Below are 25,228 nucleotides of genomic sequence, written 5' to 3'. Positions count from 1 at the left end.
ATCAGGCTCCCATTGCGGTAGCGCGCAGGTTGTGCGGATCGAGCTGAGCCAACAAAGCCAGCTGCTCGGCAGTGGGATCAGGCGTCACGCCCACTTCTGCGGGGATATGGATGGGAAAGCCCGTGGCTTCCTGCACCTGACCCACGGTCACGCCGGGGTGCAACGACACCAGGCGCGCCTGGTAGTTGGGGCCACCAAAATCCATCACGCACAGATTGGTGAAGATGAAACGGATGTCCGTGGTCTCTTCCAGCGTCCAGCCCTTGGCCAGGCGCGCGGGGTTGTAGCCCACGGAGCCCACCACATCCACCTCGCCAGACACAAACACCTTGGGGCTGTGGTTAGGCACAAAGAAGGAGTTGGCGTGGTTGATGGAGTTGCCGGGGAAGCCGCGCACGCCCAGCATCATGGACTTGGGCTTGGCGTAGTCGCTGCCCACCATGGAGATATTGCCCTGACCAAAGCGGTCCACCTGCACGGGGCCCACCATGGCGTGACGCTTGCCACCCCAGACGTTGTCGAAAATGCGCGAGAAGCCCATCCAGGATTCACGCTTGATCTTGTAGTCGCCACGGGGGCCGACGGGCACGGGCTCATTGACCACCCATGCTTCAGAGTCCGTCATCATCAGATCGGTGTTGATGGACTTCATGCACAGCGAAGCTGCCAGACGCGGCACCAGGCCGATGCCGGTAGCCAGAACTTCACCGTCGTTTTCCCAGGCGCGTGCCGCGGCGCAGATGACGCGATCAACCAATGCAATTTCACTCATCTTCTGCCTCCTTAGAACACAGGCAGGGGCAAGCGCTTGATTGCGTCCATGCCACCCACTTTTTCCAGATATTCCTGCTCCGTGCACTGCACGTACTTCTGCTGGTAGTTGTCCCAGCCGCCCTCTTCCTTGCTGCTGGCCACGTATTCCTTGAAGTGCTTGACATCAAAGCCATACAGAGGCGCGCAGGACGATGGGTGAGCACCGCCAGGCAGATGCACCACGCCTGTGGTCTCGGAACGCTCCCAGAACACCAGACGCGCCGCTTCTGCGGATTCGAAAGTGCTGGACTCCACCAGTTCGTCGCAGCTCACAAAAGTGTTCTTTGCTGCGCGGGCAAACAGGTCGTCCATATAGATATCGGGGCCAGCGATCTGGCAAACGCCACGCTTGTCAGCGCGGTCCACATGCAGCAGCGCCACATCCAGGTTGATAGCGGGCATGGCCAGCCATTCCTTGCCGTCGTAGGGCGACTCGATCAGCTGGATGTCCTTGTTGTGCTTGAGCACGTCGGTTCCCAGACCCACGCGGGTGGGGATGTAGGGAATACGCATGCCAGCCGCCTTCAGGCCCAGCACCATATGACCTTCGTCAATTTCCATGACTTCGATCTCGCCGCTCTGGCGGGCCTTGCGGAAGTAGGGCTCCAGCGGAATGAAGTCCAGCGACACAAAGGCGAAAATCAGCTTCTTGACCTTACCGGCTGCGCACAGCATGCCAACGTCGGCGCCGCCATAGGCCACCACGGTCAGGTCCTTGACGTCGCTGCGCAGCAGCTCACGCACCAGAGCCATGGGCTTGCGGCGTGGCCCCCAGCCACCAATACCAATCGTCATGCCATCCTTGATGGATGCCACCACGTCCTTCGCTGTCATCAATTTATTGGCCATGTCTCAAGCCTCCTATTAGTTGTTTTCGGGGCGGCCCACGCTGAAGTCGTGTCCCCAGAGGCTGACCGTCGTGAACTCATGCGTGATGTGGTGATCCCAGTCGATGATGGCGCCGCCATAGCCGAACTCCAGATCGAAGTTCGAGGGCGTCTTCATGTAGAACGAGATCATCTTGTCGTTGGTGTGCTGGCCCAGCGTGGCCGAGAGCTTGACTTCGCTCTTTTGCATACGGTCCATGGCACGGCCCACTTCGGGCATGTTGTCCACTTCCACCATCACGTGCACGCAGCCTGTGGGGGATGGGAACTCCGCCAGTGCCAGGCTGTGGTGACGGCCATTGGCGCAGTGGAAGAAGTGGATGCGGACCGTAGGGCCTGCATCGCCAGCGGGCTTGAAGTTGTAGATGTCCGAGAGCTCGAACCCCAGCACGTTGCGCACAAAAGCCACCGTCTTGTCGAAGTCGGGGGCTGGAAGCACGGTGTGGCCCAGACCATAGTCGCCGGTGATGAAGCGGGAAACACCCTGGGGCGATGCAAAGTGGATGAAATCCGACTTGAAACCCCAGACGATTTCGTGGCGGTTGCCCGATGGATCGGTCACCACTGCCAGCTGCTGCACATGGCGCTTGGCGCACAGTTCTGCGCTGCCCATTTCATAGCGGACATCCGCCGCATCCATGACCTTCAGCGCAGCATCGAAGGCTTCCTTGTTGGCCACTTCCCAGCCAGAGGCCGTGTATTTGTCGTTGCTGCCCGACTCCACCTGGAAGCGGAACTGACGCTCATCCATCTTGATGAGCAGCTCGCCACCAGCAGTCTTGGTCGGCATCATGCCCAGCACATCGCGTGCATAGCTGACCCAGCGGTCCAAATCAGAGCTTTCGGCAACAACGTACGCCAGTCCACGTATTTCCATCATGATGTCGGGGCCTCCAACCCAGATCAGTTGTAGTGATGGCAGTGATTCTGGACAGGAGTGCGTTGACAAACATCGTCCGTTGAGACTAACGAAGCGCCCTGCTTTTATACAAAATTGATAGCAATCAGCGTTTAAATGGCGGGGACTTGAGGCAAATACACAAAAACCCTGACACCCATTTGAGCTAGCCCGAAGCGGCACCTCGGCGACAGCTGAGCAGCGCACAAAAAAAATGCCGCACCCCTCGAAAGAGATGCGGCCAACACGATGAACACCTTTTTGCCCCCCGGGCCAAGCCTCAGAGTGCGATCAATCCCATCCTGAGCGACAGGCGAGTCCTCAGGCTGTCTGAGCCTCTGTCGCCAGGGCGTAGTCGTTGTAGCCTTCACCACCTGCCGTGTAGAGGGTCTTGCGATCAAACTTGGACAAGGGCAAACCCTGACGCATACGCTGCACCAAGTCAGGGTTACCAATGAAGTGACGTGCAAAGGAAATAGCCTTGCCCTCACCTGCCTGCAGCGCCGCTTCTGCGCTTTGGGCATCGAAGCCGTCATTGAGAATCAGGCTTTCGCCAAAGTTCTCACGCGCCAGCTTGAAGGCATCAATGCTGGGATCGAATACCGCACGCATCACGTGCAGGTACGCAATGCCTTGCTTTGCCGCCTGTCGCATGAGTTCTGCGTGCGTGGCCGCAGAGTTCTCATCCGAAGTGTCGTTATAGGTATTGCCAGGGTTCAGGCGCAGACCAACGCGATCAGCACCAATGGCATCCCCCATGGCAGCCAGGCATTCCGCCGCAAAACGCACACGGTTTGCGACAGCGCCGCCGTATTCGTCCGTGCGCTGGTTCACGCCGGAACTCATGAACTGCATGCACAGATAGCCGCTGGTGCCGTGCAGCTCCACGCCGTCAAAGCCTGCATCCATGGCACGCTTGGCCGCCGCAGCATGTTCTGCGATGGCCTGGCGCACCTCTTCGGTGCTCAGCGCCACAGGCACATCAAAATCCTGCATGCCAGCAGCATCCGTCCAGATCTGGCCTTGCGCCTGCAATGCCGAAGAAGACACCGAGCGCACGCCTTGCGGCTTGATGTGGTGGCTGCCAATGCGGCCAGAGTGCATGATCTGCAGCACGATGGAGCCGCCACGGGCATGCACCGCATCGGTCACGCGCTGCCAGCCGCGCACATGCTCAGCGGTCTCAATGCCCGGCTGGCGGCAATAGGCCTGCCCGGCCACTTCGGGCCAGGTGCCCTCGGCCACAATCAGGCCCGCATCACCGCGCTGGCCATAGTGCTCGGCCATCAACTCGGTCGGCACGCCGTTTTCCGCAGCACGGTTGCGTGTCATGGGGGCCATGACGATACGGTTTTGCAGCGCAATCTTGCCCAGATTTGCGGGCGTAAAAAGCGTTTGACTCATACAGTCTCTCCTTAGCGCACACGCATGCGCGGTGGCGGCGTGTCGCGACGCATGGTCTTGAGGAACTGCTCCAGCAGTGCGGGAGCAGCCACCTGGGGCAAGTCATCCTTGCCTGGACGGTTGGCCCAGAACTCTTTCCAGCTTGGGAACAGATCATGGAAAGCGCCGTGATACGGCTCACGACCGGGCCAGCGCATCTTCATGTCACCAATCGGCGGCTTGTTCAGATCGGTGGCATACCAGTAGCAGGGCAGACGACGGCGGAAGAACCACTGTCCGTCAATGCGCTCGTAGTCATCCCAGTAGAGCATCTGCATGATGACCCACTCGGCCCCGCACTCATGCTCGTTCTTGGAATAGACCACGCCAGTGGCGTGATCCTTGTCCACAAACTCGATGATGTGCTGACCCAGATGGTGAGAAGTGCCCGTGAACTGGTCACGCAGCGTGCTGTCCTGCCACGCCATGAAGTGCGCACGCCCCACCTTTTCTTTGCCCACACGGATGTCAGGCGCGAACAGGTTGACGTGCGCATCCATGTCACGCATATCCAGAGACAGCGAGTACTTACCTGCCAACTGGCGAATCGCATCCAGCGACTCCAGTCGATCGATACGCTCTTCCAGCGTTTGCGGCCACTGATTCACGGGTTCACTCATCTCTTCAGACTCTCTTGCTTACAGTGCGGTAACCAGCACGGCGGCGCGGCCACCATCGACGGGCAGCGAAGCACCAGTCACATAGCTGGATTCATCGCTGGCCAGGAACAGAATGGCATTGGCCACTTCGTCCGAACGACCGACGCGGCCCATGGGGATCAGCTTTTCGGTGGTCTGACGCGATGCTTCATCGGCCAGCATGCCTGCAGTGGCAGGCGTCTCGATCACGGCGGGGATGATCACGTTCACGCGAACACCCGCAGCAGCACCTTCAGCGGCTGCAGCGCGCGAGAAATTGATCACCGCGGCCTTGGCAGCCGAATAACCCGACATATAGGGCGTGCCCAGCGTGCCGCAGATGGAGCTCAGGTTGACGATGGAGCCGCCGCCGTTCTTCATCAGCTTCAGAGCCGTGCGAGTGCCCCAGAAAGTGCCATCCACGGAAGTGCCGAAATTGGCTTGCCAGTCTTCTGTGGACATGGCTTCAATGCCGCCCCAGGTGTAGGCCATGGCGTTGTTCACCAGAATGTCCAGCTTGCCGTGGGTCTTGGCCGTCTGCTCCAGCGCACCAACGATCTGCGACTCAACGCCCACATCCGCCACCACGGCTTCGGCCTTGCCACCGGCAGCCTTGATCTTGGCTACGACTTCTTCCAGAGGCTCCTTGCGACGACCGCAGATCACCACGGTGGCACCCTCTTGGGCGAAACGCTCGGCGGTCGAAGCTCCAATGCCAGAGCTACCACCAGTGACGAATGCAACCTTGCCTTCAAGACGCTTGCTCATTTTTCTTTCTCCTTACAGGAAGGCGCTGCCGCCGTTGACTGCCACGTTCTGACCCGTCACAAAAGCACTGTCATCGCTGGCCAGGAACACTGCCACCTTGGCGATGTCATCGGGTTCAGCCATGCGGCCCATGGGCACGCCGGCGATGATGGCGTCAGCCCATTCCTTGGGAATGCCCTGCATCATGGGAGTGTTGGTGGGGCCAGGAACCAGCGTGTTCACGCGGATCTTCTTGGGTGCCAGTTCCTTGGCCATGCCACGGGTCAGGCCCATCATGGCGGCCTTGGAAGCGCAGTAGTGCGCAGGGCCGTCACCGCTCACAGCCGAGGTGCTGGAGATATTGACGATGGTGCCGCCCTTGCCTTCCTGCATCTGCTTGACGGCAGCACGTGCGCAGTAGAAAGCGCCGTTCAGGTTCACGCCAATCACGCGTGCCCAGGCTTCGTCGGTAATGTCAGCGAACTGGTCCACACCGCCAGTACCAGCGTTGTTCACCAGAACATCCACCGCGCCCAGGTCTTTCTTGATATCGGCGAACAGTTGATTGACTGCGGCGCTGTCAGCCACATTGACGGAGCGTGCAATGTGCTTGCCGCCCTTGCCTTCCAGCGTTTGCTTGGCAGATTCTTCATTCAGATCCAAGGCAACCACGGTGGCGCCTTCATCAGCGAAACGCTGGGCAATGGCACGCCCCATGCCCTGACCTGCACCGGTGACCACAGCCACTTTTCCTGCTAAACGCATTTTTGTCTCCTTGTTGATATGCAATCAAAACGTAGAGACAGCGTAAGAAAAAATGCAATTCAGCCCATCGTCCATCAAGACTAAGTAAATTAGTGAAAAACGCTCTCATATAGAGAGCATCAAGCGCAATACAGACAATGGGAATATTCGATTTTGATTCAGAAAAAGAAAAAGCCAGAACTCGTAAAAATCTGGCTAAAGGAAATGAGCTTGGCCGCTAAAGCGGCCCAATGAGGCGGCCAAGCCCGGGCCACAAGGCAGACCGGGCCTGAATTTCACCGCTACGACATGCGGTCTTATTTTTTGACCGTGCCGTTCACAATATCCATGCATTGCTTGCGGCGCCACACTGCATCTTCAATCTGTTTTTTGGCCTCATCAACCACCAGCTTGTACTGGCAAACCATGTAGTTTTCCGAGTCAGGCATCTTGAACTTGAGGTTGTAGTCCCACTCGCTGCCGCCCTTGCCTGCTCCTTTTTTGAGCGGCTGCCCCAGCAGGGCCACGGCTTGATCCACCGGCGCGCCATTTCGCAATTGCTGCAGTCGCTGAGGCTGGTCGATCACGCCGTCACGCAAAAAGGGTTCGGCAAAATCCGGGCGACGGGCCTCCACATCCTGGTAGTCCAGCTTCTTGGGGTTGGAGATTTCGTCAACGGGATTGGTATGCGCAGCCACCGAAGTGGCTGCAGCCATCACAGCGCCGGTAAAGACTGTCAGAGCAGCCAGGCGCAGATTTTTTAGAGCAGTAGTCATGATGTCTTCCTTATCAGATGGCATGTATTAGTGACGAAGGCACGGGCTGAGCTAAAACTGAATCAGCGCTCACGCAGGGCCTCACGAGCTTTGTTCAGCGGCTTCGTCAGATAGTCCCAGACGGTTTTGTGCCCCGTGCGGATGTCCGCCGTGGTCACCATGCCGGGCACAATTGGGAATCGCTTGCCTGCACTATTGGTCAGTGCATCGGCACTGGTTCGCACAAACACGCGGTAGTACACGATCTCTGGCTTGACTTCGTCACGCATCGTGTCTGGCGCAATCGTCGAAACCGTACCCTTCAGACCGCCGTAGATGGAATAGTCATACGCAGTAACCTTGACCAAGGCTTCCTGCCCCGGGTGGATGAATGCGATATCACGCGGCGAGATACGGGCCTCTACCAGCAGTTGATCGTCCATGGGCACCAGCGTCATGATGTTTCCGTTGGGAGGAATCACGCCGCCGATGGTGGTCACTTCCAGCGCCTTGACAATGGAACGCACCGGCGCATGCAAGGTTGTGCGCTGCAATGCATCGGCGCGGCCACGCACCACCGACTGCAGCGACTTCACTTCGGCATCCGCCTTGGCCAGTTCCTCGCGGGCCTTGACCATGTAGCTGGAGCGGGCCTCGGAAATTTTCAGTTCCAGATCAGCCTTCTGGCGCTCCAGGCGAATCAGCTCCACATTGCTGGCGGCACCGCTGGACAGCAGCGATCGTGTGATATCAATTTCCTTGCGCACCAGCGCTGCAGCCTGATTCAGACCCGATACGGTCTCATTCAAGCCTGAACGCCGCGAGCGAAGCAGCGCCGTCTCAGAGCCAATCAACTGGTCATAGCTATGCAGCTCGGCCGGAAAGCTCGGCGCATCCTGGCCAGACACCTCTGCCCGCAAACGTGCGCTGGCTGCAAGCGCAGCACGATAGCGCGCAGCCGTTTCCTCCACATTGGACTCCCCTCTTGTGGGGTCAAGCTGTGCCAGTACTTCGCCCTTTTCGACCACCTGTCCTTCACGCACTCGCAGCTCGGCCAGAATGCCGCCTTCCAGCGATTGAATGCGCTGTTCACGCGAAGTGGGGATCACCTGACCCGTGCCACTGGAGACCTCATCAATCTCAAAGACCATGGCCCAGGCCAGAAATGCAAGTACAAAGCCTGCAATGATCCAGACCACACGGCCAGAGTGACTGGCCTTGACTTCATCCGTATCGTTAATAGACGGCAGAGCCGCTACCTTCGCCGTCCGACCTGCAGAAGAAGCTGCAGGTTGAGTCACTGCAGCACCTGCACCTTGGGCGCCGGGGAATTGAACCTGCTTCATGCGTTTGCTCCCATAGCCAGCACTCCTGCAGCATCAGCTTTGGCGGATGCGGGAGCCTTTCCCCCCTCACGCAAACGCTGCAATACCGCATCACGCTGGCCATCCAGCACTACGCTACCGTTGTCCACCACCACGATTCTCTCCACCGCCTGCAGCAGTGCTGTGCGATGGGTTGCCACCACCAAGGTACGACCTGCGGCCATATTGCACAGTACATCAATCACTTCGCGCTCAGCCACCTCATCCAGTGATGCGGTGGGCTCATCCAGCAGCAGCACGCGCGGATTACGCAGTAGCAAACGCGACAGCAGCAGGCTCTGGCGCTGCCCACCAGAAAGCCCCTGGCCGCCTTCCATGACCTGATGATCCAGCCCTGTAGGCAGCTTGCGCACAAAGGCCCAGGCGCCGGTAGATTGCAGAACCTTCATGATCTCAGCATCGCTGGCATGAGGCGCACCCAGCAACAGGTTCTCGCGCAGAGTCCCATAGAAAAGGCGCGCATTTTGCGTCAGCAAGGCCACATCACGGCGCACGTCTGCCGGGTCGATATGGGTCAGCGTGACATCATCAAGCAGCACCTTGCCTGCCATGGGCTCCTGCAAGCCCGACAGCGCCTGCAGCAAGGTGGACTTGCCCGCCCCGTTGCGCCCAAGAATGGCAATGCGCTCACCTGGCTCAATGTGCAGTTGCTTGACCGTCAGAGCGGGGCTCTGACTGTCGTAGCTGAACACCGCCTGTGCCATGTCATAGCGCCCCTCAATCAACGGTCGATGGATGCGACTGCCATCCGCGGGGTTGTCCACGGGCAGCTTCATGAGCTGATCCAGCCCTTCGGCTGACATCTTGGCCTGCTGCCAGCGGTTGAGTACGCCGGTAATGCTGGACAGCGGTGCCAGCATGCGGCTGGACAGGATCGACCCCGCCACCAGCACACCCGTGCTCATCTCACCAGACATGACCATGGGGGCGCCAAAAAACACCACAAATGCAAAAGCACTGCCCTGCACGGTCTGCATCCAGTTGTTCAGGCTATTGAGCAAGGCTCGCAGCTTGAGGCCCGATTCCGCATTGACGGCGTTGTAATGATTCCACTGATTTTGAAAGCGCGGCTCAGCCTGCAGCAGCTTGATATCTTCAATGCCCTGCACAGTTTCCACCAGCATGGCATTGCGCAGGGCAGCTTCACGCATGCTGGCTTGCGCCAGTGTACGCAGGCGTTTTTGCGCCAGCAGACTGGGCAGCAGCAGCAGCACGAAAGCCGCCAGAGGCACCCACACCAGTGAGCCTGCAATGCCCCAGAAGATGAGACAGAACAGCACGAAGAACGGCAGATCAGCAATTGCCGCCACTGTCGTGGAGGTCAGCATCTCGCGCACAGGCTCCAGCTCACGAATCTGCGACACAAACGTTCCTGTAGCGCGGGGTCGTGCGCTATTGCGCACCCGCAGCGCGTGACCGAATACCCGGTCAGAAATGCGCAGATCCGCTCGCTTTCCCAGCAGGTCCGTAATGTGCATACGCGCACTGCGCATGGCCCATGCAAAAACGATGGACAGCAGCACGCCGCCAAACAGCACATACAGCGTAGGTGTGGACTGCGCCGGCACTACGCGGTCATAGATCTGCATGGAAAAGAGAATGCCGCCCAAAGCCATCAAATTGGTGACCAGAGAAGCCAGCAAGATGTGGAAATAGGGTCGGACATCGGCAAACACAATGGAACGCAGCCAGTGCGGTTTGACCGGCTGGATGTAATCATCCACACGCGAATCAGGTGCGGACTGCAGCGGGCGCAACACCGCCATGGTCTCCAGCTCGGGCTGCAGCTCAGCCACACTGCGCACACACTCACTTCCCTCGTCGCCGCTGAGCAACAGGCGCAAACCGTTGCTGGTCATGGCAGTTACCACCGCAACCTGACCATCACGCAGCTGCAGCACCGCTGGCAAACGCCAGGCGCTGAGCTCTTCAAGTTTGGGCGCCACTTCATGCATTGCCAGGCCAGCTTGCTGCGCCATCTGGCGCACCGTCTCCAGCAATTCTTGCTGGCCTGCTGTTGCAGCCTGTGCCCAGTTTTGCCAGACAGCCGATACCCGCAGTCGTTCGCGCGAGGTATCGATTTGATAATGGGCGGCCACTGCCAGCACTGCATCCAGCCAGCCATCTAGCACGTGCATGCGTGCTCGTGCCAAAGTTGCGGCCCGAGCCTGCTCTGCAGCGCGCTGCTTTGCCTGCTCCTGAGCCTTTTCCTTCGCCAGGCGCTGGGCTTCGGCCAGTTGCTGAGCGGACAGGCCTGACATTTCACCGTTCTGCGCTGGCGCAGTTTTTACATCCGCTGCACTCATGGAACCACTCTTCCTGTATGAGCGACTACAGGCGCAGGCAAGTCAAACACCTGGCCCATGCGCCCGCTTTGGTACAGGCATTCCACAGCCAGACGCTGGACTTCGTAGGTGCTTTCCACGCGGTCAAAACTGGCGCTATGGTATTCCTGCTCAGCATTGAGCAGATCCAGCAGCGAACGTGTACCCAGCTGCAGATACTGCTCCCGGTACAGATCGCGCGTGGTTTTAATGCTGGCGATGCGCTCATCAATCACCGGAGCGCGCTGCTGATGACCTACTGTCTGAGCCAACGCATCCTGCAGAGATTGCTGGGCCTCAAACTGAGCAAAAGCCACGGCTGCATCGGCAGCCTCCAGCGCATGTACTGCTGCGCGCTGGCGCGCCTGGTTGCGCCCGCCTTCATACAGCGGTGCACTAAAGTTGAACATGACCTTGGTATCCACTGCCGCATAGCCCGCAGGACGCGAACTTCCCAAAGCTCGACCAACGGATCCATCCACAGACAATGTCGGCATGAGTTGTGCATCAGCCGCCTTGAGGTCAGCCTTAGCCAGATCACGCTGCCCCATGGCCTTGAGCACGCTGGCAGGCTGCAATGCATCAGACCCATTGGCCGAAGCACAGGCCTGCGGCAAAGCAGCAGGCAGTTGACCAGCAATCGCCGGGAGCTTTTTCACCCCGGTCAAATACATCAACCGAACTCGCCAGCGTTGAGCCTGGGCTTCGTAATTAATCGCGGAAGCACGGGCAGACTCCACCCGCGACTGTGCCTGCAATGCATCTGACTTGGCACTTGCCCCCTTGATCTGACGCTCCAGCGCCAAATCGGCCAACGCCTTCACTCCTGACACCTGAGCCTGTGCCACAGTCGCCAGTTCTTGCTGGCGCCTAACCTCAACCCAGGCCAAAGCAGCCTCGCGTGCAACTTCTTCTGTCGATAGCTGCACCTGCGCCTGGGCTGTAGAAATAGACGCTTCGGCCTGCTGGACGGCACTGTCCACCTTACCAAAGTCATAGAGCATTTGCGACACCGAAACACTTGCGTCATGCACACGGCGCGTGTCATACGGCGTAATCACACGGTTGCGCAATTCACTACCGATACCTGCCTTCACCTGCGGCATGTAACCCGCCTTGGCCACAGCGATACCCTGATCAGCTTGCAGCAACTGACCTTGCGCAGTACGCACCGACGGATGCCAGGACACAGCAGCTTTTACGGCCGCCCCCATATCCATGGCCGAAGCCGGTCCTGCATCAAGCGTTTGCGCAGCCATGCTTTGAGCCGCCAGCAGGCAGCACCAAGCTCCCGCGGCCATAACAGGGCGGACGCGGAACTTTCCCAATAAATGCGTAGACATAGAAAACTTCAGAATGGAGCGGCCAACAGCCAGTCACCCCGGCCTATTGCCGGGGGACTGACTTAGCTTCAGATGTGCACGCTCGAATACAGTTGCTCGTCGTCCTGTGAAGCCACAGTCGACGGCAAATAGGTCAGCGACTCAGCTTCAAAGCTGAATGCAGCGGCATTAGGCATCGCCGATACCGCTTCAGCGTCCGAGTCGTCGGTCACGGATCCAAGATTCAGCGACTCAGCCGCCGAAGAACCTGTGCTCAGAACGTCCTCCAAAGCGGGCAGCTCGACGCCATCGTCCTCGCTTGAATCCAGTCCATCCAGAGCTGCCAGCGACAGCAACGATGGAGTCTGGAAGGCATTGACTTCAGCAGCCTGTGTTGCAGACACAAGATTCACCTGGTCACCACTTTGCGGCGTCGCTGCATCAAGCCCATCCTCTGAGGAATCCAAATGGAAGGCTCTGGCCATGGCAAACGTGGCAGCAGGAGCAGCAGCTGGAGCTAGCAACAAACCACTCGCATTCAGATCCGCCGTACTTACTCCGTCTACCGTGATAGAAGCAAAAGACACACCCGCTTGATCCTTCAGCACCAGGAAGGCATCACCGTCGGCGTTGTCCACCATGCTGTACGTGAAGTTACTTGGCAAACCACTCAGGTCAATCTTGTCGCCTGCGGCAATGCTGAAGTCCTTGATGCTGTCGTTACCAGTGTCACCCTGCTTCCATACAAAAGTGTCAGCACCGGTACCGCCGTACAGGATGTCGTCACCCGCGCCACCACGCAAGGTATCGCGTCCACCTTGACCGTACAGGATGTCGTTGCCTGCGCCGCCATCCAGAATGTCATGGCCACCACGCAGGTCTCCAGAGACATTGAACTGGGCATGGTTCTCACGCAGATAAGCATAAATCTGCTCATCCGTAGGATCGACACCGGCAGTGACTTCCGACTTCAGATACGCCTTGAGCGCAGCCAGCCCCGAACCTGCGGGATAGGCTGCTCTGCCAGACCACTGGAGCGCATCCGTATTCAACGTATCGCCGAACAAGATATCGTCCCCATTGCCGCCCTTGACCACGTCACTACCCACAGGGTCTTGCTTGATGTCAGTGCTAACGCCCTTCAAAGCAGCAGTCAGATCCGTAGCATTTGCCACCATCGTGACATCTCCTCCATTACCAGTGACAGTGGTTCCTCCAATGGTTATAGAGTGATTCGACGTGACCAGATCGCTGTTGTCAAAGAACTTGAGCGTATTCAGATCAATGCCAGAACCCAAGCCAACGGCATGCACCTTGCTGATATCACCCAGACCCCCTGGCTTGTTGAACGAAGCAATCGTGTCATTCATGATTGCAGCCGTCGTAGTAGTGCCAGAACCTTGGAACTCTGTGCCATCGTCCTTGACATAACCATTCGGTACACCGTCAGTAATGAAGTAGGTCAGGTTCTGGTATCCCGAAGGCTGGGTATTGAGCCAGTTCACAGCTGCGTTAAAGCCTGCTTCATAGTTGGTTCTCGCCTTCAGGCCGGTACTCAGAGCATCAATTGCCGTCATCAGACTGGCAACGTTGCTCGTAAAGTCACCTGTAGTGATATCGGTCAAGCTCACCTTCACACCCGTGCTAGCCAATTCAGAGAAGCCCACCAAAGCAATATTGATCTTGCCTTGATGACCGCTCATGCTAGTGACCAGAGCCCTCAGTGCGGCCTCCGTATTTTGAATCAAACTATTGCTGTTCATGCTCAAGGATTGATCCACCAGCAGAACAATGTTGTAGTCCTCTGCTGGGTTCTGCACTACGCCAACACCACCGGGGTCGCCCAGCAGCACGTCATCGCCATTGCCGCCGTTCAATGGGTTGTCATCATTGTCCATGCTGGTGTAGCTGCCCGGATCTGAACTCACATCCAGACCAGGAATCGTGCCCACATCAGCAGGAGACTGCACATCAATCTTGATCTCGGCAGCGTCGCTATCTTCCAGACCATCGTTGATCACAAAGCTCACCGTGCGCTCACCAGGGTCAGGGTAAGTCGTACCAAAGGTCAGCGACTCCAGCACCTCGTTCCACACTTCCTTGGGCACATCTGCACCGGTAGGCGAAGTGATGGTCAGAACAATATCGCCGGCCACTTGCGCAATGCTGTAATTCAGCGTGGAGCCGCTCACAGTCACAGAGCCAGTGGACGAGGTGTTCCCCTCTAGCCACATCTGGTCGCCCGGCTGGGCGTCCTTCAGGGCGATGACCGTGGAACGGATGAAGTCGCCCGAATCCAGATCGGCCACGGTGACCTTGTCCAGCAAGTCCTTGCTGGCATCGGCATTGCCATTCGCATCGGGATCATAGACCACGGTGTCGCCTGCAGTGCCACCGCTACCGCTGGCGGGGTCGGGTGTCATAACCTGTATATCAGAGATCTGGAAGTCATCACTCGTGCCAGTTACGGCATTCCAAGCAAAGCTCAGTTTGTTGCCCGGTGACAGCATGGAATCCGGCAGCTTGACCAGAATGTCGTCTACCTCAGCTGCAGACCATTTGTTATCCTGATTGGTATGCGTCATCCATGTTCCCCATGGAATCGGTTTGCTGTTATCCAACCACGTCACTCCACCGTCGAAGGAAATCTGCACACCGGGAGCCAGCGTAATGGTGGCGTTGAGCGAATCAGCCGGGAAGGCGTCACCCCAGTTTGGCCCCGAAGTACCGGGCGCGGGTGTCGTTGCTGTCATGAAGTCGGCCCCGCCGTAGCTCCATGTCAGGGTGGACACCCCACCGGATTTGCCGTCTCCTCCTCCCCAACCATTGTTCCAGCTCATGGACAGCTGCAACACCTGGCCCGAGGTTAGTTCAGGTGAGTTCTTGAGAATAGCGGAGTACGACCCTCCATCAGCTGAAAGGTTGATGCCTCCGTTCTTTATTTCTGGCCAGATTTGAGAATTACCACCCGTCACAGACCAGCTATTGTTGTAATCACTGCTATTGCCTGTCCCCGCAATATCCCCCCCCCCTACATAGCTGATGCTGCCCGAATCAACATCCAGATCCAACGTGGGACGAATGTTCACGCGTGTGTCATCCTCATCACCGATACCCGCCACACCCGCAGTGCTCGTGAAGCTGCCATCGGCAATCACCAGATCGATCTGCTTGCCACGCGCAGACTCGTCAGGCGTAAAGGTGGCCGTCCACTCTTGGGTCACAGGGTCTTGAACCAGATTGCTCAGCACACCAGCACCCGGCGTTGCCACGCCACCGACCATGATCGATATATCCGCCAGGGTGAATGTGCTCGGATCAATGTCCTTGTCAAAGGTGATCGTGACGGTAGTACCACGGCCCGGCACCAGCACATCATCGGCAATGACGATGGTGGCTTCAGGCACAGCCCGCACGGTGATATCCAGCGTCGAGCTGCTGCCAGTATTGGTGGCGTAGGTGACTTGCGGCACCTGACCATCCCAGTTGGTCTCCGGCCTAAAGGTATAGGCACCATCGCTGCCAATGGTCAGCGTGCCCACACCAGCAATTACCGCCAAGCTACCTGCCGTGAAGCTGCCAGTTACTCCAGCGATCGTGAAACTTTGCACGGTCAAGGTGCTGTCGACATCGGTGTCGTTGGTCAGCACATTGCCAATTGCATCCTTGTCTTCGTTCACTACCTTTGTATCTGGCACCAGCACAGATGGGTCGTCGACTTCCGTCACGCCAATGGTCACGGTGCCCGTGCTGACGCTGTTGGGTTCACCCTGGCCGTCGTCGACGGTGTAGGTGAAGCTGCCCACAGGATCGACGCCGTTGTAGTCGGCCGGTGCGTCGTAGACCAGACCGGTCAGCTGGCTGCTGGTCAGGGTCTGGCCGTTGGTCACCACGGAGCCATCGGCCAGCTTGACCGTGCCCAGTGTGGGCAGGCCAGTGACGGTGATGGTCAGCGTGTCGCCGTCGACATCGGTAGGCGTTGTCAGGCCCAGGCTGGTGCCTGTGCTTTCTTCGGGCACGGTGATGGCGTTGCTTGGCGCTGTCGGTGCATCGTTGACTTCCGTCACGCCAATGGTCACGGTGCCCGTGCTGACGCTGTTGGGTTCACCCTGGCCGTCGTCGACGGTGTAGGTGAAGCTGCCCACAGGATCGACGCCGTTGTAGTCGGCCGGTGCGTCGTAGACCAGACCGGTCAGCTGGCTGCTGGTCAGGGTCTGGCCGTTGGTCACCACGGAGCCATCGGCCAACTTGACCGTGCCCAGTGTGGGCAGGCCCGTGACAGTGATGGTCAGTGTGTCGCCGTCAGCATCGGTGGGCGTTGTCAGGCCCAGGCTGGTGCCGGTGCTTTCTTCGTCCACGGTGATGGTGTTGCTTGGCGCTGTCGGTGCATCGTTGACTTCCGTCACACCAATGGTCACGGTGCCGGTGCTGATGCTGTTGCTCTCACCCTGGCCGTCGTCGACGGTGTAGGTGAAGCTGCCCACAGGATCGACGCCGTTGTAGTCGGCCGGTGCGTCGTAGACCAGACCGGTCAGCTGGCTGCTGGTCAGGGTCTGGCCGTTGGTCACCACGGAGCCATCGGCCAACTTGACCGTGCCCAGTGTGGGCAGGCCCGTGACAGTGATGGTCAGTGTGTCGCCGTCAGCATCGGTGGGCGTTGTCAGGCCCAGGCTGGTGCCGGTGCTTTCTTCGTCCACGGTGATGGTGTTGCTTGGCGCTGTCGGTGCATCGTTGACTTCCGTCACACCAATGGTCACGGTGCCGGTGCTGATGCTGTTGCTCTCACCCTGGCCGTCATCGACGGTATAGGTGAAGCTGCCCACAGGATCGGTGCCGTTGTAGTCAGCCGGTGCGTCGTAGACCAGACCGGTCAGCTGCGTGCTGGTCAGCGTCATGTTATTGGTCACCACGGTGCCATCGGCCAGCTTGACCGTGCCCAGTGGGGGCAGGCCCGTGACAGTGATGGTCAGCGTGTCGCCGTCAGCATCGGTGGGCGTTGTCAGGCCCAGGCTGGTGCCGGTGCTTTCTTCGAGCACGGTGATGGTGTTGCTTGGCGCTGTCGGTGCATCGTTGACCGGAATCACATCCACATTCACTGTAACCGTGCTGGTGCCACCCTTGCCGTCATCCACCGTCACAGTGAAGCTGTCATTGCCGCTGTAGTCCTTGTTGGGCGTATAGGTCCAGGTGCCGTCGGTGTTGACGGTCACGGTGCCGTTGGTGGGGTCGCTGCCTTTGGTGTAGGTCAGTTTGTCGCCATCAGGATCGGTCGCCGTCAGCTTGCCATTGACGGGGGTGTCCTCGGGTGTTGTTTCCGTCACCTTGCCGCTGACTGGGTTGCCATTACTATCGACGAGCACAGGAGCGCCATTGACACTCACAGGCACTTCTACCGTCGTTGTACCGCCCTTACCGTCTTCCACGGTCACCGTGAAGCTGTCACCGCCGTTGTAGTTCGAGTTAGGGATGTATTCGAACGAGCCATCCGGATTGATCGTCACCGTGCCATGGGCAGGCGGCGTGGTCACGATAAACGTTGGCGTGTCCCCATCGGGGTCTGTCACTGTGACCTTGCCAGACACTGGCGTGTCTTCATTTGTAGTCACAGGGTCCGCCTTGCCTGCTGGCGGATTGTTGTTGTAGGGCAGTTCCGGGAAGGTCAGCGTTGCTGTGTCGCTCAACTTTCCGTCGGTGACGGTGTAGTCAATTTGAGGCACGCTACCCGCATAGCCGGGCTGCGGCACAAATGCATAGCTACCGTCTTCCTTGACTGTCAACGAACCGACCTTGTCACCATTGGTGGACAGCAGTTCAACGGTTTGGCCAGGCGCATAGGTTTTACCGCCTACGACAAAGCTGGTGACCTTCAGCGGGTCACCATCTGGGTCAGCGTCATTTTTAAGCACGCTTCCCACAAAGGTGCTGGAAGCGGGGTCATAGGTGCCCACGTCATCCTTGGCCACAGGCGCATCGTTGACAGGGTTGATCATCACGGGCACTTCCACCGTGATGGTACCGCCCTTGCCGTCGTCAACGGTTACCGTGAACTTGTCACCACCGTTGTAGCCAGGGTTAGGGGTGTACTCGAACGAGCCGTCGGGCTTGATCGTCACCGTGCCGTTGGTGGGCGGTGTGGTCACCGAGAAGGTCGGTGTATCACCATCCGGATCGGTCACAGTGATCTTGCCGGTGGTCGGTGTGTCTTCATCTGTCACCACTGGAGGCACGGATGCCACAGGAACATCGTTGACGGGGTTAACCGTCACAGGAACGTCCACCGTCGTTATACCGCCCTTACCGTCTTCCACGGTCACCGTGAAGCTGTCACCGCCGTTGTAGTTCGAGTTAGGGATGTATTCGAACGAGCCATCCGGATTGATCGTCACCGTGCCATGGGCAGGCGGCGTGGTCACGATAAACGTTGGCGTGTCCCCATCGGGGTCTGTCACTGTGACCTTGCCAGACACTGGCGTGTCTTCATTCGTAATGACAGGGTTCGCCTTGCCTGCTGGCGGATTGTTGTTGTAGGGCAGTTCCGGGAAGGTCAGTGTTGCTGTGTCGCTCAACGTTCCGTCGGTGACGGTGTAGTCGATTTTAGGCACGCTACCCGCATAGCCGGGCTGCGGCACAAATGCATAGCTGCCGTCTTCCTTGACTGTCAACGAACCAACCTTGTCGCCATTGGTGGACAGCAGTTCAACGGTTTGGTCAGGCGCATAGGTTTTACCGCCCACAACAAAGCTGGTGACTTTCAGCGTGTCGCCGTCTGGGTCAACATCATTTTTAAGCACGCTTCCCACAAAGGTGCTGGAAGCGGGGTCATAGGTGCCCACATCATCCTTGGCCACAGGCGCATCGTTGACAGGGTTGACCATCACGGGTACTTCCACCGTGGTGGTACCGCCCTTGCCGTCGTCAACGGTTACCGTGAACTTGTCACCACCGTTGTAGCCAGGGTTAGGGGTGTACTCGAACGAGCCGTCGGGCTTGATCGTCACCGTGCCGTTGGTAGGCGGTGTGGTCACCGAGAAGGTCGGTGTACCACCATCCGGATCGGTCACAGTGATCTTGCCGGTGGTCGGTGTGTCTTCATCTGTCACCACTGGTGGCACAAATGCCACAGGAACATCGTTGACGGGGTTAACCGTCACAGGAACGTCCACCGTCGTTGTACCGCCCTTGCCATCTTCCACGGTCACCGTGAAGCTGTCACCGCCGTTGTAGTTCGAGTTGGGGGTGTATTCGAACGAGCCATCAGGCTTGATGGTCACCGTGCCATGGGCAGGCGGCGTGGTCACGATAAACGTCGGCGTGTCCCCATCGGGGTCTGTCACTGTGACCTTGCCAGACACTGGCGTGTCTTCATTTGTCGTCACAAGGTCCGCCTTGCCTGCTGGCGGATTGTTGTTGTAGGGCAGTTCCGGGAAGGTCAGCGTTGCTGTGTCGCTCAACGTTCCGTCAGTGACGGTGTAGTCAATTTGAGGCACGCTACCCGCATAACCGGGCTGCGGCACAAATGCATAGCTGCCGTCTTCCTTGACTGTCAACGAACCAACCTTGTCGCCATTGGTGGACAGCAGTTCAACGGTTTGGCCAGGCTCATAGGTTTTACCGCCCACGACAAAGCTGGTGACCTTCAGCGTGTCGCCGTCTGGGTCAACATCATTTTTAAGCACGCTTCCCACAAAGGTGCTGGAAGCGGGGTCGTAGGTGCCCACGTCATCCTTGGCTAGAGGTGCATCGTTGACAGGGTTGACCATCACGGGCACTTCCACCGTGGTGGTACCGCCCTTACCGTCTTCCACGGTCACCGTGAACGTGTCACCGCCGTTGTAGTTCGAGTTGGGGGTGTATTCGAACGAGCCGTCCGGATTGATGGTCACCGTGCCATGGGCAGGAGGCGTGGTCACGATAAACGTTGGCGTGTCCCCATCGGGGTCTGTCACTGTGACCTTGCCAGACACTGGCGTGTCTTCATTTGTAGTCACAGGGTCCGCCTTGCCTGCTGGCGGATTGTTGTTGTAGGGCAGTTCCGGGAAGGTCAGCGTTGCTGTGTCGCTCAACGTTCCGTCAGTGACGGTGTAGTCAATTTTAGGCACGCTACCCGCATAGCCGGGCTGAGGCACAAATGCATAGCTGCCGTCTTCCTTGACTGTCAACGAACCGACCTTGTCACCATTGGTGGACAGCAGTTCAACGGTTTGACCAGGCGCATAGGTTTTACCGCCTACGACAAAGCCGGTGACCTTCAGCGGGTCACCGTCTGGGTCAGCGTCATTTTTAAGCACACTTCCCACAAAGGTGCTGGAAGCGGGGTCATAGGTGCCCACGTCATCCTTGGCCACAGGCGCATCGTTGACCGGAGTCACATCCACATCCACGGTAACCGTGCTGGTGCCACCCTTGCCGTCATCCACCGTCACGGTGAAGCTGTCTTTGCCGTTGTAGTCCTTGCTGGGCGTATAGGTCCAGGTGCCGTCAGGATTGACGGTCACGGTGCCATGGGCGGGTTCACTACCCTTGGTGTAGGTCAGCGTGCCGCCATCGGAGTCTGTTGCTGTGACCTTCCCAGATACTGGCGTGTCCTCATCCGTCACCACATGCTGGATCGGAGGGGTAATGCCTGGCTGCGTCTCGCTTGGCGTCACGGTCACGGGAACGTCCACTGTAGTGGTACCGCCCTTACCATCACTCACGGTCACCGTGAACTTGTCTTCGCCACTAAAACCGGGGTTTGGTGTGTAGACAAACGTCCCATCAGGGTTCATTGTCACAGTGCCGTTGACAGGTGGGGTAGTAACTACAAACCTTGGTACATCGCCATCCGGATCTTGCGCCGTGATCTTGCCGCTACCCGTACCGTTCTCCTTGAGACTCAAGGGATCCGCAAGAGCCGTGGGAGCACGATTGCTTTCAGGTTGTGACGATCCGCCAGCATTAATGTCTGACGCCACTATCAACCCCAAAGCCCCCAGGCCTGCAAGCAACCAGCCAGGAATAGCTCCAGCATTGGGCAGCAACGCTATGGGTGCATCAATCCATTCAATTTCCGTAAAGTGGAACTGGGCCCAAGGCGAGCTGTACTGCCCCCACCACAGCACGCCAGAATCATCCAGCAGCACCAAATCGCTGCGCACGCCATTGGCATCCACTACGAAAAAGTTTTGCACGATCACCGTGCGACCGTCCTTGAGCACCAATGCCAGATCATTGTCACGCCGCTCGAATCGGGCCACTTTTTCAGGAGCGATATCCAGTTGAACGATGGAAGGCTGAGTCAGGCTCAGATTTTCCAGAGGGATGTCCTTGCTGACCGTATTGTTCGACTTGATGACGATATTGACTGACATGTTTGACATTGATTAGGGTGATGAAGAGCCTTGAGACTCAACCGAGGAAACCGTGCATCGCCCGCACAGTTTGAATCGCCCCGGGTTTTCTAGACACTTCTGAGCCTCAATCCCGAGGCCCAATAGGAGGTGCCATGAGTAAGCCTAAATATCCAGACGAATTCAAGATCGAAGCCATCAAGCAGATCACACAACGAGGCCACAAGGTCGCTGACGTGTCACAGCGCCTTGGCGTTAGTCAACATAGCCTGTATCAGTGGCTGAAGACGCATTCAGGGCCTCCCGCAGAGCGACAAGCTCAACTTACGCAGACAGAAGAGTTGCGCAGACTAAAGTCCGAGCTCAAGCGTGTGACCGAGGAGCGTGACATCCTAAAAAAGGCCGCAGCGTACTTTGCCAAGCAGCTCGGGTGAAGTACGCATTTATTCAGAAACATGAGCACGAATACAGCATTCGTAGCATGTGCAAAGTCATGGTGGTACATCCCAGCGGGTATTACGCTTGGAAAGCTGAACCCGTCAGCCCACGGGCTCGGGATGATCTGCGACTGCAAGGTTTGCTCAAACAAGCCTGGCTTGAAAGTGGTGGTGTGTACGGCTACCGCAAGCTCACACTGGACATGCGGGATCTGGGAGAGCGCTGCGGTAAACACCGCGTGGCCCGTTTGCTCAAGCTCCAAGGGCTGCGTTCGCAAACGGGATACCGGCGCCGCCCTGGGATGCGCGGAGGCAAGCCCGCCATAGTTGCCCCTAACCACCTGCAGCGCCGCTTCGCTGTGGATGAGCCCAATCAATCGTGGGTGACCGACATCACGTACATCCGCACTCACGAGGGATGGCTGTACCTGGCAGTGGTGGTTGATCTGTTCTCCCGTCTGGTCGTGGGCTGGTCCATGGGCAGCCGCATCGATACCGACTTGGTACTCGATGCACTACTGATGGCTCTGTGGCGTCGTCGACCTGATCAGGCGGTCATGGTGCATTCGGATCAGGGAAGTCAGTTCACCGGGCATGACTGGCAGGACTTCCTACGAGATCACAACCTAGTCTCCAGCATGAGTCGCCGCGGTAACTGTCATGACAACGCAGTGGCCGAGAGCTTCTTCCAGTTGCTCAAGCGCGAGCGAATTCGTCGCCAGATCTACACGTCGCGCGAGGACGCAAGGGCAGATATCTTCAACTACATCGAGATGTTCTACAACCCAAAAAGGCGTCACGGCACTGCAGGAGATATTTCTCCGATAGAGTTCGAGAAACGCCATTCCCAACGGCTTAAAAGTGTCTAGGGAATCCGGGGCGATTCAGTTAGCAGAATGACCGGCAACTCAAAACGATTAAAAACAAGGGTTTACACCCAAGAAGCAACCCTCAAGAGTCGAATTTAGACTACAAGACTGAAGGAATTAACCTACAGGCAATCAAGTTGGAGGGTGTGCAGAATTTTGTGTAAACGGACAATCCACCGCCGGCGCAAGCCGGCCTATCCGTAAGCACAATGAGCACCAAGAAACACGACGTACCCGAAGAACTGCTGTCTGGCCTGCTGGCCAACTACAAGAAACCCGAAGACCTCATCGGCGAGAACGGCCTGCTCAAACAGTTGACCAAGCTGCTGGTGGAGCGAGCCCTGGACGCCGAACTGACCGAGCATCTGGGCCACGAACGCAACGAAGCGGTAGCCAACACCACTGGCAACACCCGCAATGGCAAGAGCAAGAAGACCCTCAAGGGCGATTTCGGCGAGTTGCCCATCGAGGTGCCACGTGACCGCCATGGCAGCTTCGAGCCCCAACTCATCCCCAAGCACCAGACCCGCTGGGCCGGCTTCGACGACAAAATCATCTCGCTGTACGCCCGCGGCATGACGGTGCGCGAGATACAGGCCCACCTAGAGGAGATGTACGGCACCGAGGTCTCGCCCAGCCTGATTTCCTCGGTGACCGACGCCGTGGCCGATGAGGTCAAGACCTGGCAAGCCCGCCCGCTCGATGCAATCTACCCCATCGTCTATCTGGACTGCATCCATGTGAAGGTGCGCGAGGGCGCTGTGCGGGTCAAGGCGGTGTACCTGGCCATCGGCATCACCATGACGGGCGAGAAGGAGGTGCTGGGCCTGTGGCTGGCGCAGACCGAGGGGGCCAAATTCTGGCTGCAGGTCGTGACCGAGCTGCGCAACCGGGGCGTGCATGACATCTTCATCGCCTGCGTCGATGGCCTCAAGGGCTTCCCTGAAGCCATTGAGGCCGTGTTTCCCAGGACAGTGGTTCAGTTGTGCATCGTGCACATGGTGCGCCACAGCCTGAACTACGTCTCGTGGAAGCGTCGCAAAGAAGTGGCCGCAGACCTGAGACGCATCTACACGGCCGCCACCGCCGAGGAGGCCGAGCTGATGCTCGGTGAATTCGAGCAGCGCTGGGATGCCGAGTACCTGCCCATCGGCCAGTCCTGGCGCAGGAACTGGAGCCGCTTGACCCCGTTCTTTGACTACCCGCCGGAAATCCGCAAGGTCATCTACACCACCAATGCCATCGAGTCGGTGAACATGGGCCTGAGGAAGCTGACCAAGAACCGGGGCTCGTTCCCCAGCGACGAGGCGCTGACCAAGCTGTTCTACCTGGCCCTGCGCAACATCAGCCAGAAGTGGACCATGCCCATCCGGGATTGGAAGGCTGCGCTGACCCGCTTTACCATTCAGTTCGGAGACCGCATTTCCATCAATTGAAGTCCGAACCGTTTACACAAAAATTCGGACACGCCCTCAAGTTGCATTTAACAATAAATTAATAAAGCCTGCCATCAACGAACCTAAAAAACACCTCTTCCAACAACAATTCACCCTTAAAAATTGACAATAAATCACAAAATACAAACAAACGCACCAGACTTGAAGCAGCACATTCGAAATCACTAAAGGCTTGACACGCCGTTACCTCGCTCGACCCACAATGAACTCCTACAGGCACTCTCTGCACTAACTTGACCCGATAGCGCAAAAGTTGTGCAGCAGCGCACGCAGGAGGAGCACCCATCCGGACAGATTGAAAGCGATGCTTCCAATGCGTAGACGGCACAGATGACCAGAGCAGTTGTCGCCAAGTTCAATGAAATCCCTCACTTGCCAGCAATTCATCAAGCGCCAAAAGTGGAGCGGAAAGATAGATCCCCATTTACCCCAAACTCATCTGGAAATGAGCTTGCAACCGATATGCGGCACCGGTTAGCGCCATGCTAGGGGGCCAAACATTACTTGTGCGGAGTGCCAGCAGCGACAAACAGGTATTCGAGAACACAAAAGCAAAAGCCCTTCAAACCGTTAGTCTGAAGGGCTTACATGCTATCAATTTTGGAGGCGCGAACCAGAGTCGAACTGGTCTAACCGGATTTGCAATCCGGGGCATAACCGCTTTGCTATCGCGCCGCTATCACAAAAAACCTGGAGCGGGAAAACGGGTTCGAACCGTCGACCTATACCTTGGCAAGGTATCGCTCTACCAACTGAGCTATTCCCGCATTCAAAAGACTTACGCCTCTTGATGCGAATCTGCATTGCTACAGATTCTGAAAACCTGGAGCGGGAAAACGGGTTCGAACCGTCGACCTATACCTTGGCAAGGTATCGCTCTACCAACTGAGCTATTCCCGCATTCAAAAGACTTGCGCCTCTTGATGCGAATCTGCATTGCTACAGATTCTGAAAACCTGGAGCGGGAAAACGGGTTCGAACCGTCGACCTATACCTTGGCAAGGTATCGCTCTACCAACTGAGCTATTCCCGCATTCAAAAGACTTACGCCTCTTGATGCGAATCTGCATTGCTACAGATTCTGAAAACCTGGAGCGGGAAAACGGGTTCGAACCGTCGACCTATACCTTGGCAAGGTATCGCTCTACCAACTGAGCTATTCCCGCATATCTACCGAAGC

At 57.7% G+C, this 25,228-nt stretch carries 14 protein-coding genes and 5 tRNA genes; 2 read left to right on the top strand and 17 right to left on the bottom strand.

What is annotated here, in order from left to right:
- Position 1: 1 nt before the first annotated feature.
- The 12 genes from JDW18_RS06950 to JDW18_RS06895 form a co-directional block, all read right to left on the bottom strand.
- The gene (locus JDW18_RS06950; RefSeq protein ID WP_218242951.1) at positions 2-772 is read right to left on the bottom strand and encodes a CoA-transferase subunit beta; all 771 of its coding nucleotides are present in this window, start codon (positions 770-772) and stop codon (positions 2-4) included.
- Between the two features lie 11 nt (positions 773-783).
- Complete coding sequence (locus JDW18_RS06945; protein WP_218242950.1) at positions 784-1,662, bottom strand: CoA transferase subunit A; 879 nt, start codon at positions 1,660-1,662, stop codon at positions 784-786.
- A 15-nt stretch (positions 1,663-1,677) separates the two neighbouring features.
- On the bottom strand, positions 1,678-2,580 hold the full coding sequence (locus JDW18_RS06940; protein WP_218242949.1) for a VOC family protein: 903 nt from the start codon (positions 2,578-2,580) through the stop codon (positions 1,678-1,680).
- A gap of 339 nt (positions 2,581-2,919) precedes the next feature.
- The gene (locus tag JDW18_RS06935; protein ID WP_218242948.1) at positions 2,920-4,002 is read right to left on the bottom strand and encodes an alkene reductase; all 1,083 of its coding nucleotides are present in this window, start codon (positions 4,000-4,002) and stop codon (positions 2,920-2,922) included.
- 11 nt (positions 4,003-4,013) lie between these two features.
- Positions 4,014-4,661, bottom strand: coding sequence for a nuclear transport factor 2 family protein (locus JDW18_RS06930; RefSeq protein WP_218242947.1), 648 nt, complete (start codon positions 4,659-4,661; stop codon positions 4,014-4,016).
- Between the two features lie 18 nt (positions 4,662-4,679).
- Positions 4,680-5,447 (bottom strand): SDR family NAD(P)-dependent oxidoreductase, encoded by a 768-nt coding sequence (locus JDW18_RS06925; protein ID WP_218242946.1) that lies wholly within the window; start codon positions 5,445-5,447, stop codon positions 4,680-4,682.
- Between the two features lie 12 nt (positions 5,448-5,459).
- Positions 5,460-6,191: an SDR family NAD(P)-dependent oxidoreductase gene (locus tag JDW18_RS06920; RefSeq protein WP_218242945.1), complete on the bottom strand. Its 732-nt coding sequence runs from the start codon at positions 6,189-6,191 to the stop codon at positions 5,460-5,462.
- 296 nt (positions 6,192-6,487) lie between these two features.
- Positions 6,488-6,946 carry a hypothetical protein gene (locus tag JDW18_RS06915; RefSeq protein ID WP_218242944.1) on the bottom strand — a complete coding sequence of 153 codons (459 nt, stop codon included), beginning with the start codon at positions 6,944-6,946 and terminating at the stop codon, positions 6,488-6,490.
- Positions 6,947-7,008: 62 nt separating this feature from the next.
- The gene (locus JDW18_RS06910) at positions 7,009-8,271 is read right to left on the bottom strand and encodes a beta-barrel domain-containing protein (RefSeq protein ID WP_218242943.1); all 1,263 of its coding nucleotides are present in this window, start codon (positions 8,269-8,271) and stop codon (positions 7,009-7,011) included.
- The gene (locus tag JDW18_RS06905; RefSeq protein WP_218243792.1) at positions 8,268-10,448 is read right to left on the bottom strand and encodes a type I secretion system permease/ATPase; all 2,181 of its coding nucleotides are present in this window, start codon (positions 10,446-10,448) and stop codon (positions 8,268-8,270) included. The genes JDW18_RS06910 and JDW18_RS06905 overlap by 4 nt, the downstream gene beginning before the upstream one ends.
- A 164-nt stretch (positions 10,449-10,612) precedes the next feature.
- The gene (locus JDW18_RS06900; RefSeq protein WP_246610297.1) at positions 10,613-11,893 is read right to left on the bottom strand and encodes a TolC family outer membrane protein; all 1,281 of its coding nucleotides are present in this window, start codon (positions 11,891-11,893) and stop codon (positions 10,613-10,615) included.
- A 152-nt stretch (positions 11,894-12,045) separates the two neighbouring features.
- Positions 12,046-21,306 carry an Ig-like domain-containing protein gene (locus tag JDW18_RS06895; RefSeq protein ID WP_218242941.1) on the bottom strand — a complete coding sequence of 3,087 codons (9,261 nt, stop codon included), beginning with the start codon at positions 21,304-21,306 and terminating at the stop codon, positions 12,046-12,048.
- Positions 21,307-21,440: 134 nt separating this feature from the next.
- On the opposite strand from JDW18_RS06895, the gene JDW18_RS06890 reads away from it, so the two are divergent.
- Both JDW18_RS06890 and JDW18_RS06885 read left to right on the top strand, forming a co-directional pair.
- Positions 21,441-22,591 (top strand): IS3 family transposase gene (locus JDW18_RS06890; RefSeq protein ID WP_218239616.1). Its coding sequence is split into 2 segments (ribosomal slippage): positions 21,441-21,687 and positions 21,687-22,591, totalling 1,152 coding nucleotides; the frame shifts between segments, so codons are not numbered across the junction.
- Between the two features lie 209 nt (positions 22,592-22,800).
- Complete coding sequence (locus JDW18_RS06885) at positions 22,801-24,027, top strand: IS256 family transposase (RefSeq protein ID WP_218239608.1); 1,227 nt, start codon at positions 22,801-22,803, stop codon at positions 24,025-24,027.
- Positions 24,028-24,649: 622 nt separating this feature from the next.
- On the opposite strand, the gene JDW18_RS06880 is transcribed toward JDW18_RS06885, so the two are convergent.
- The 5 genes from JDW18_RS06880 to JDW18_RS06860 all read right to left on the bottom strand — a co-directional run bounded on the left by JDW18_RS06880 (position 24,650) and on the right by JDW18_RS06860 (position 25,214).
- A tRNA-Cys gene (locus JDW18_RS06880) sits at positions 24,650-24,723 on the bottom strand.
- 16 nt (positions 24,724-24,739) lie between these two features.
- Positions 24,740-24,815, bottom strand: a tRNA-Gly gene (locus tag JDW18_RS06875).
- A 57-nt stretch (positions 24,816-24,872) separates the two neighbouring features.
- Positions 24,873-24,948, bottom strand: a tRNA-Gly gene (locus tag JDW18_RS06870).
- Between the two features lie 57 nt (positions 24,949-25,005).
- Positions 25,006-25,081 (bottom strand) — tRNA-Gly (locus tag JDW18_RS06865).
- A gap of 57 nt (positions 25,082-25,138) precedes the next feature.
- A tRNA-Gly gene (locus JDW18_RS06860) sits at positions 25,139-25,214 on the bottom strand.
- Positions 25,215-25,228: the final 14 nt, after the last annotated feature.

The sequence above is a fragment of the Comamonas fluminis genome, assembly GCF_019186805.1.
Taxonomy (GTDB): Bacteria; Pseudomonadota; Gammaproteobacteria; order Burkholderiales; family Burkholderiaceae_C; genus Comamonas; species Comamonas fluminis.
The sequence above is the reverse complement of the archived record's forward strand: the minus strand, read 5'-3'. Positions and strand labels throughout refer to the sequence as shown.

Coding starts and splice junctions, on each gene's coding strand:
- JDW18_RS06910 (WP_218242943.1), bottom strand. CDS start 8,271: ATGAAGCAGGTTCAATTCCCCGGCGCCCAAGGTGCAGGTGCTGCAGTG.
- JDW18_RS06925 (WP_218242946.1), bottom strand. CDS start 5,447: ATGAGCAAGCGTCTTGAAGGCAAGGTTGCATTCGTCACTGGTGGTAGC.
- JDW18_RS06950 (WP_218242951.1), bottom strand. CDS start 772: ATGAGTGAAATTGCATTGGTTGATCGCGTCATCTGCGCCGCGGCACGC.
- JDW18_RS06945 (WP_218242950.1), bottom strand. CDS start 1,662: ATGGCCAATAAATTGATGACAGCGAAGGACGTGGTGGCATCCATCAAG.
- JDW18_RS06920 (WP_218242945.1), bottom strand. CDS start 6,191: ATGCGTTTAGCAGGAAAAGTGGCTGTGGTCACCGGTGCAGGTCAGGGC.
- JDW18_RS06915 (WP_218242944.1), bottom strand. CDS start 6,946: ATGACTACTGCTCTAAAAAATCTGCGCCTGGCTGCTCTGACAGTCTTT.
- JDW18_RS06885 (WP_218239608.1), top strand. CDS start 22,801: ATGAGCACCAAGAAACACGACGTACCCGAAGAACTGCTGTCTGGCCTG.
- JDW18_RS06905 (WP_218243792.1), bottom strand. CDS start 10,448: ATGCACGTGCTAGATGGCTGGCTGGATGCAGTGCTGGCAGTGGCCGCC.
- JDW18_RS06900 (WP_246610297.1), bottom strand. CDS start 11,893: ATGGCTGCGCAAACGCTTGATGCAGGACCGGCTTCGGCCATGGATATG.
- JDW18_RS06895 (WP_218242941.1), bottom strand. CDS start 21,306: ATGTCAGTCAATATCGTCATCAAGTCGAACAATACGGTCAGCAAGGAC.
- JDW18_RS06935 (WP_218242948.1), bottom strand. CDS start 4,002: ATGAGTCAAACGCTTTTTACGCCCGCAAATCTGGGCAAGATTGCGCTG.
- JDW18_RS06940 (WP_218242949.1), bottom strand. CDS start 2,580: ATGATGGAAATACGTGGACTGGCGTACGTTGTTGCCGAAAGCTCTGAT.
- JDW18_RS06930 (WP_218242947.1), bottom strand. CDS start 4,661: ATGAGTGAACCCGTGAATCAGTGGCCGCAAACGCTGGAAGAGCGTATC.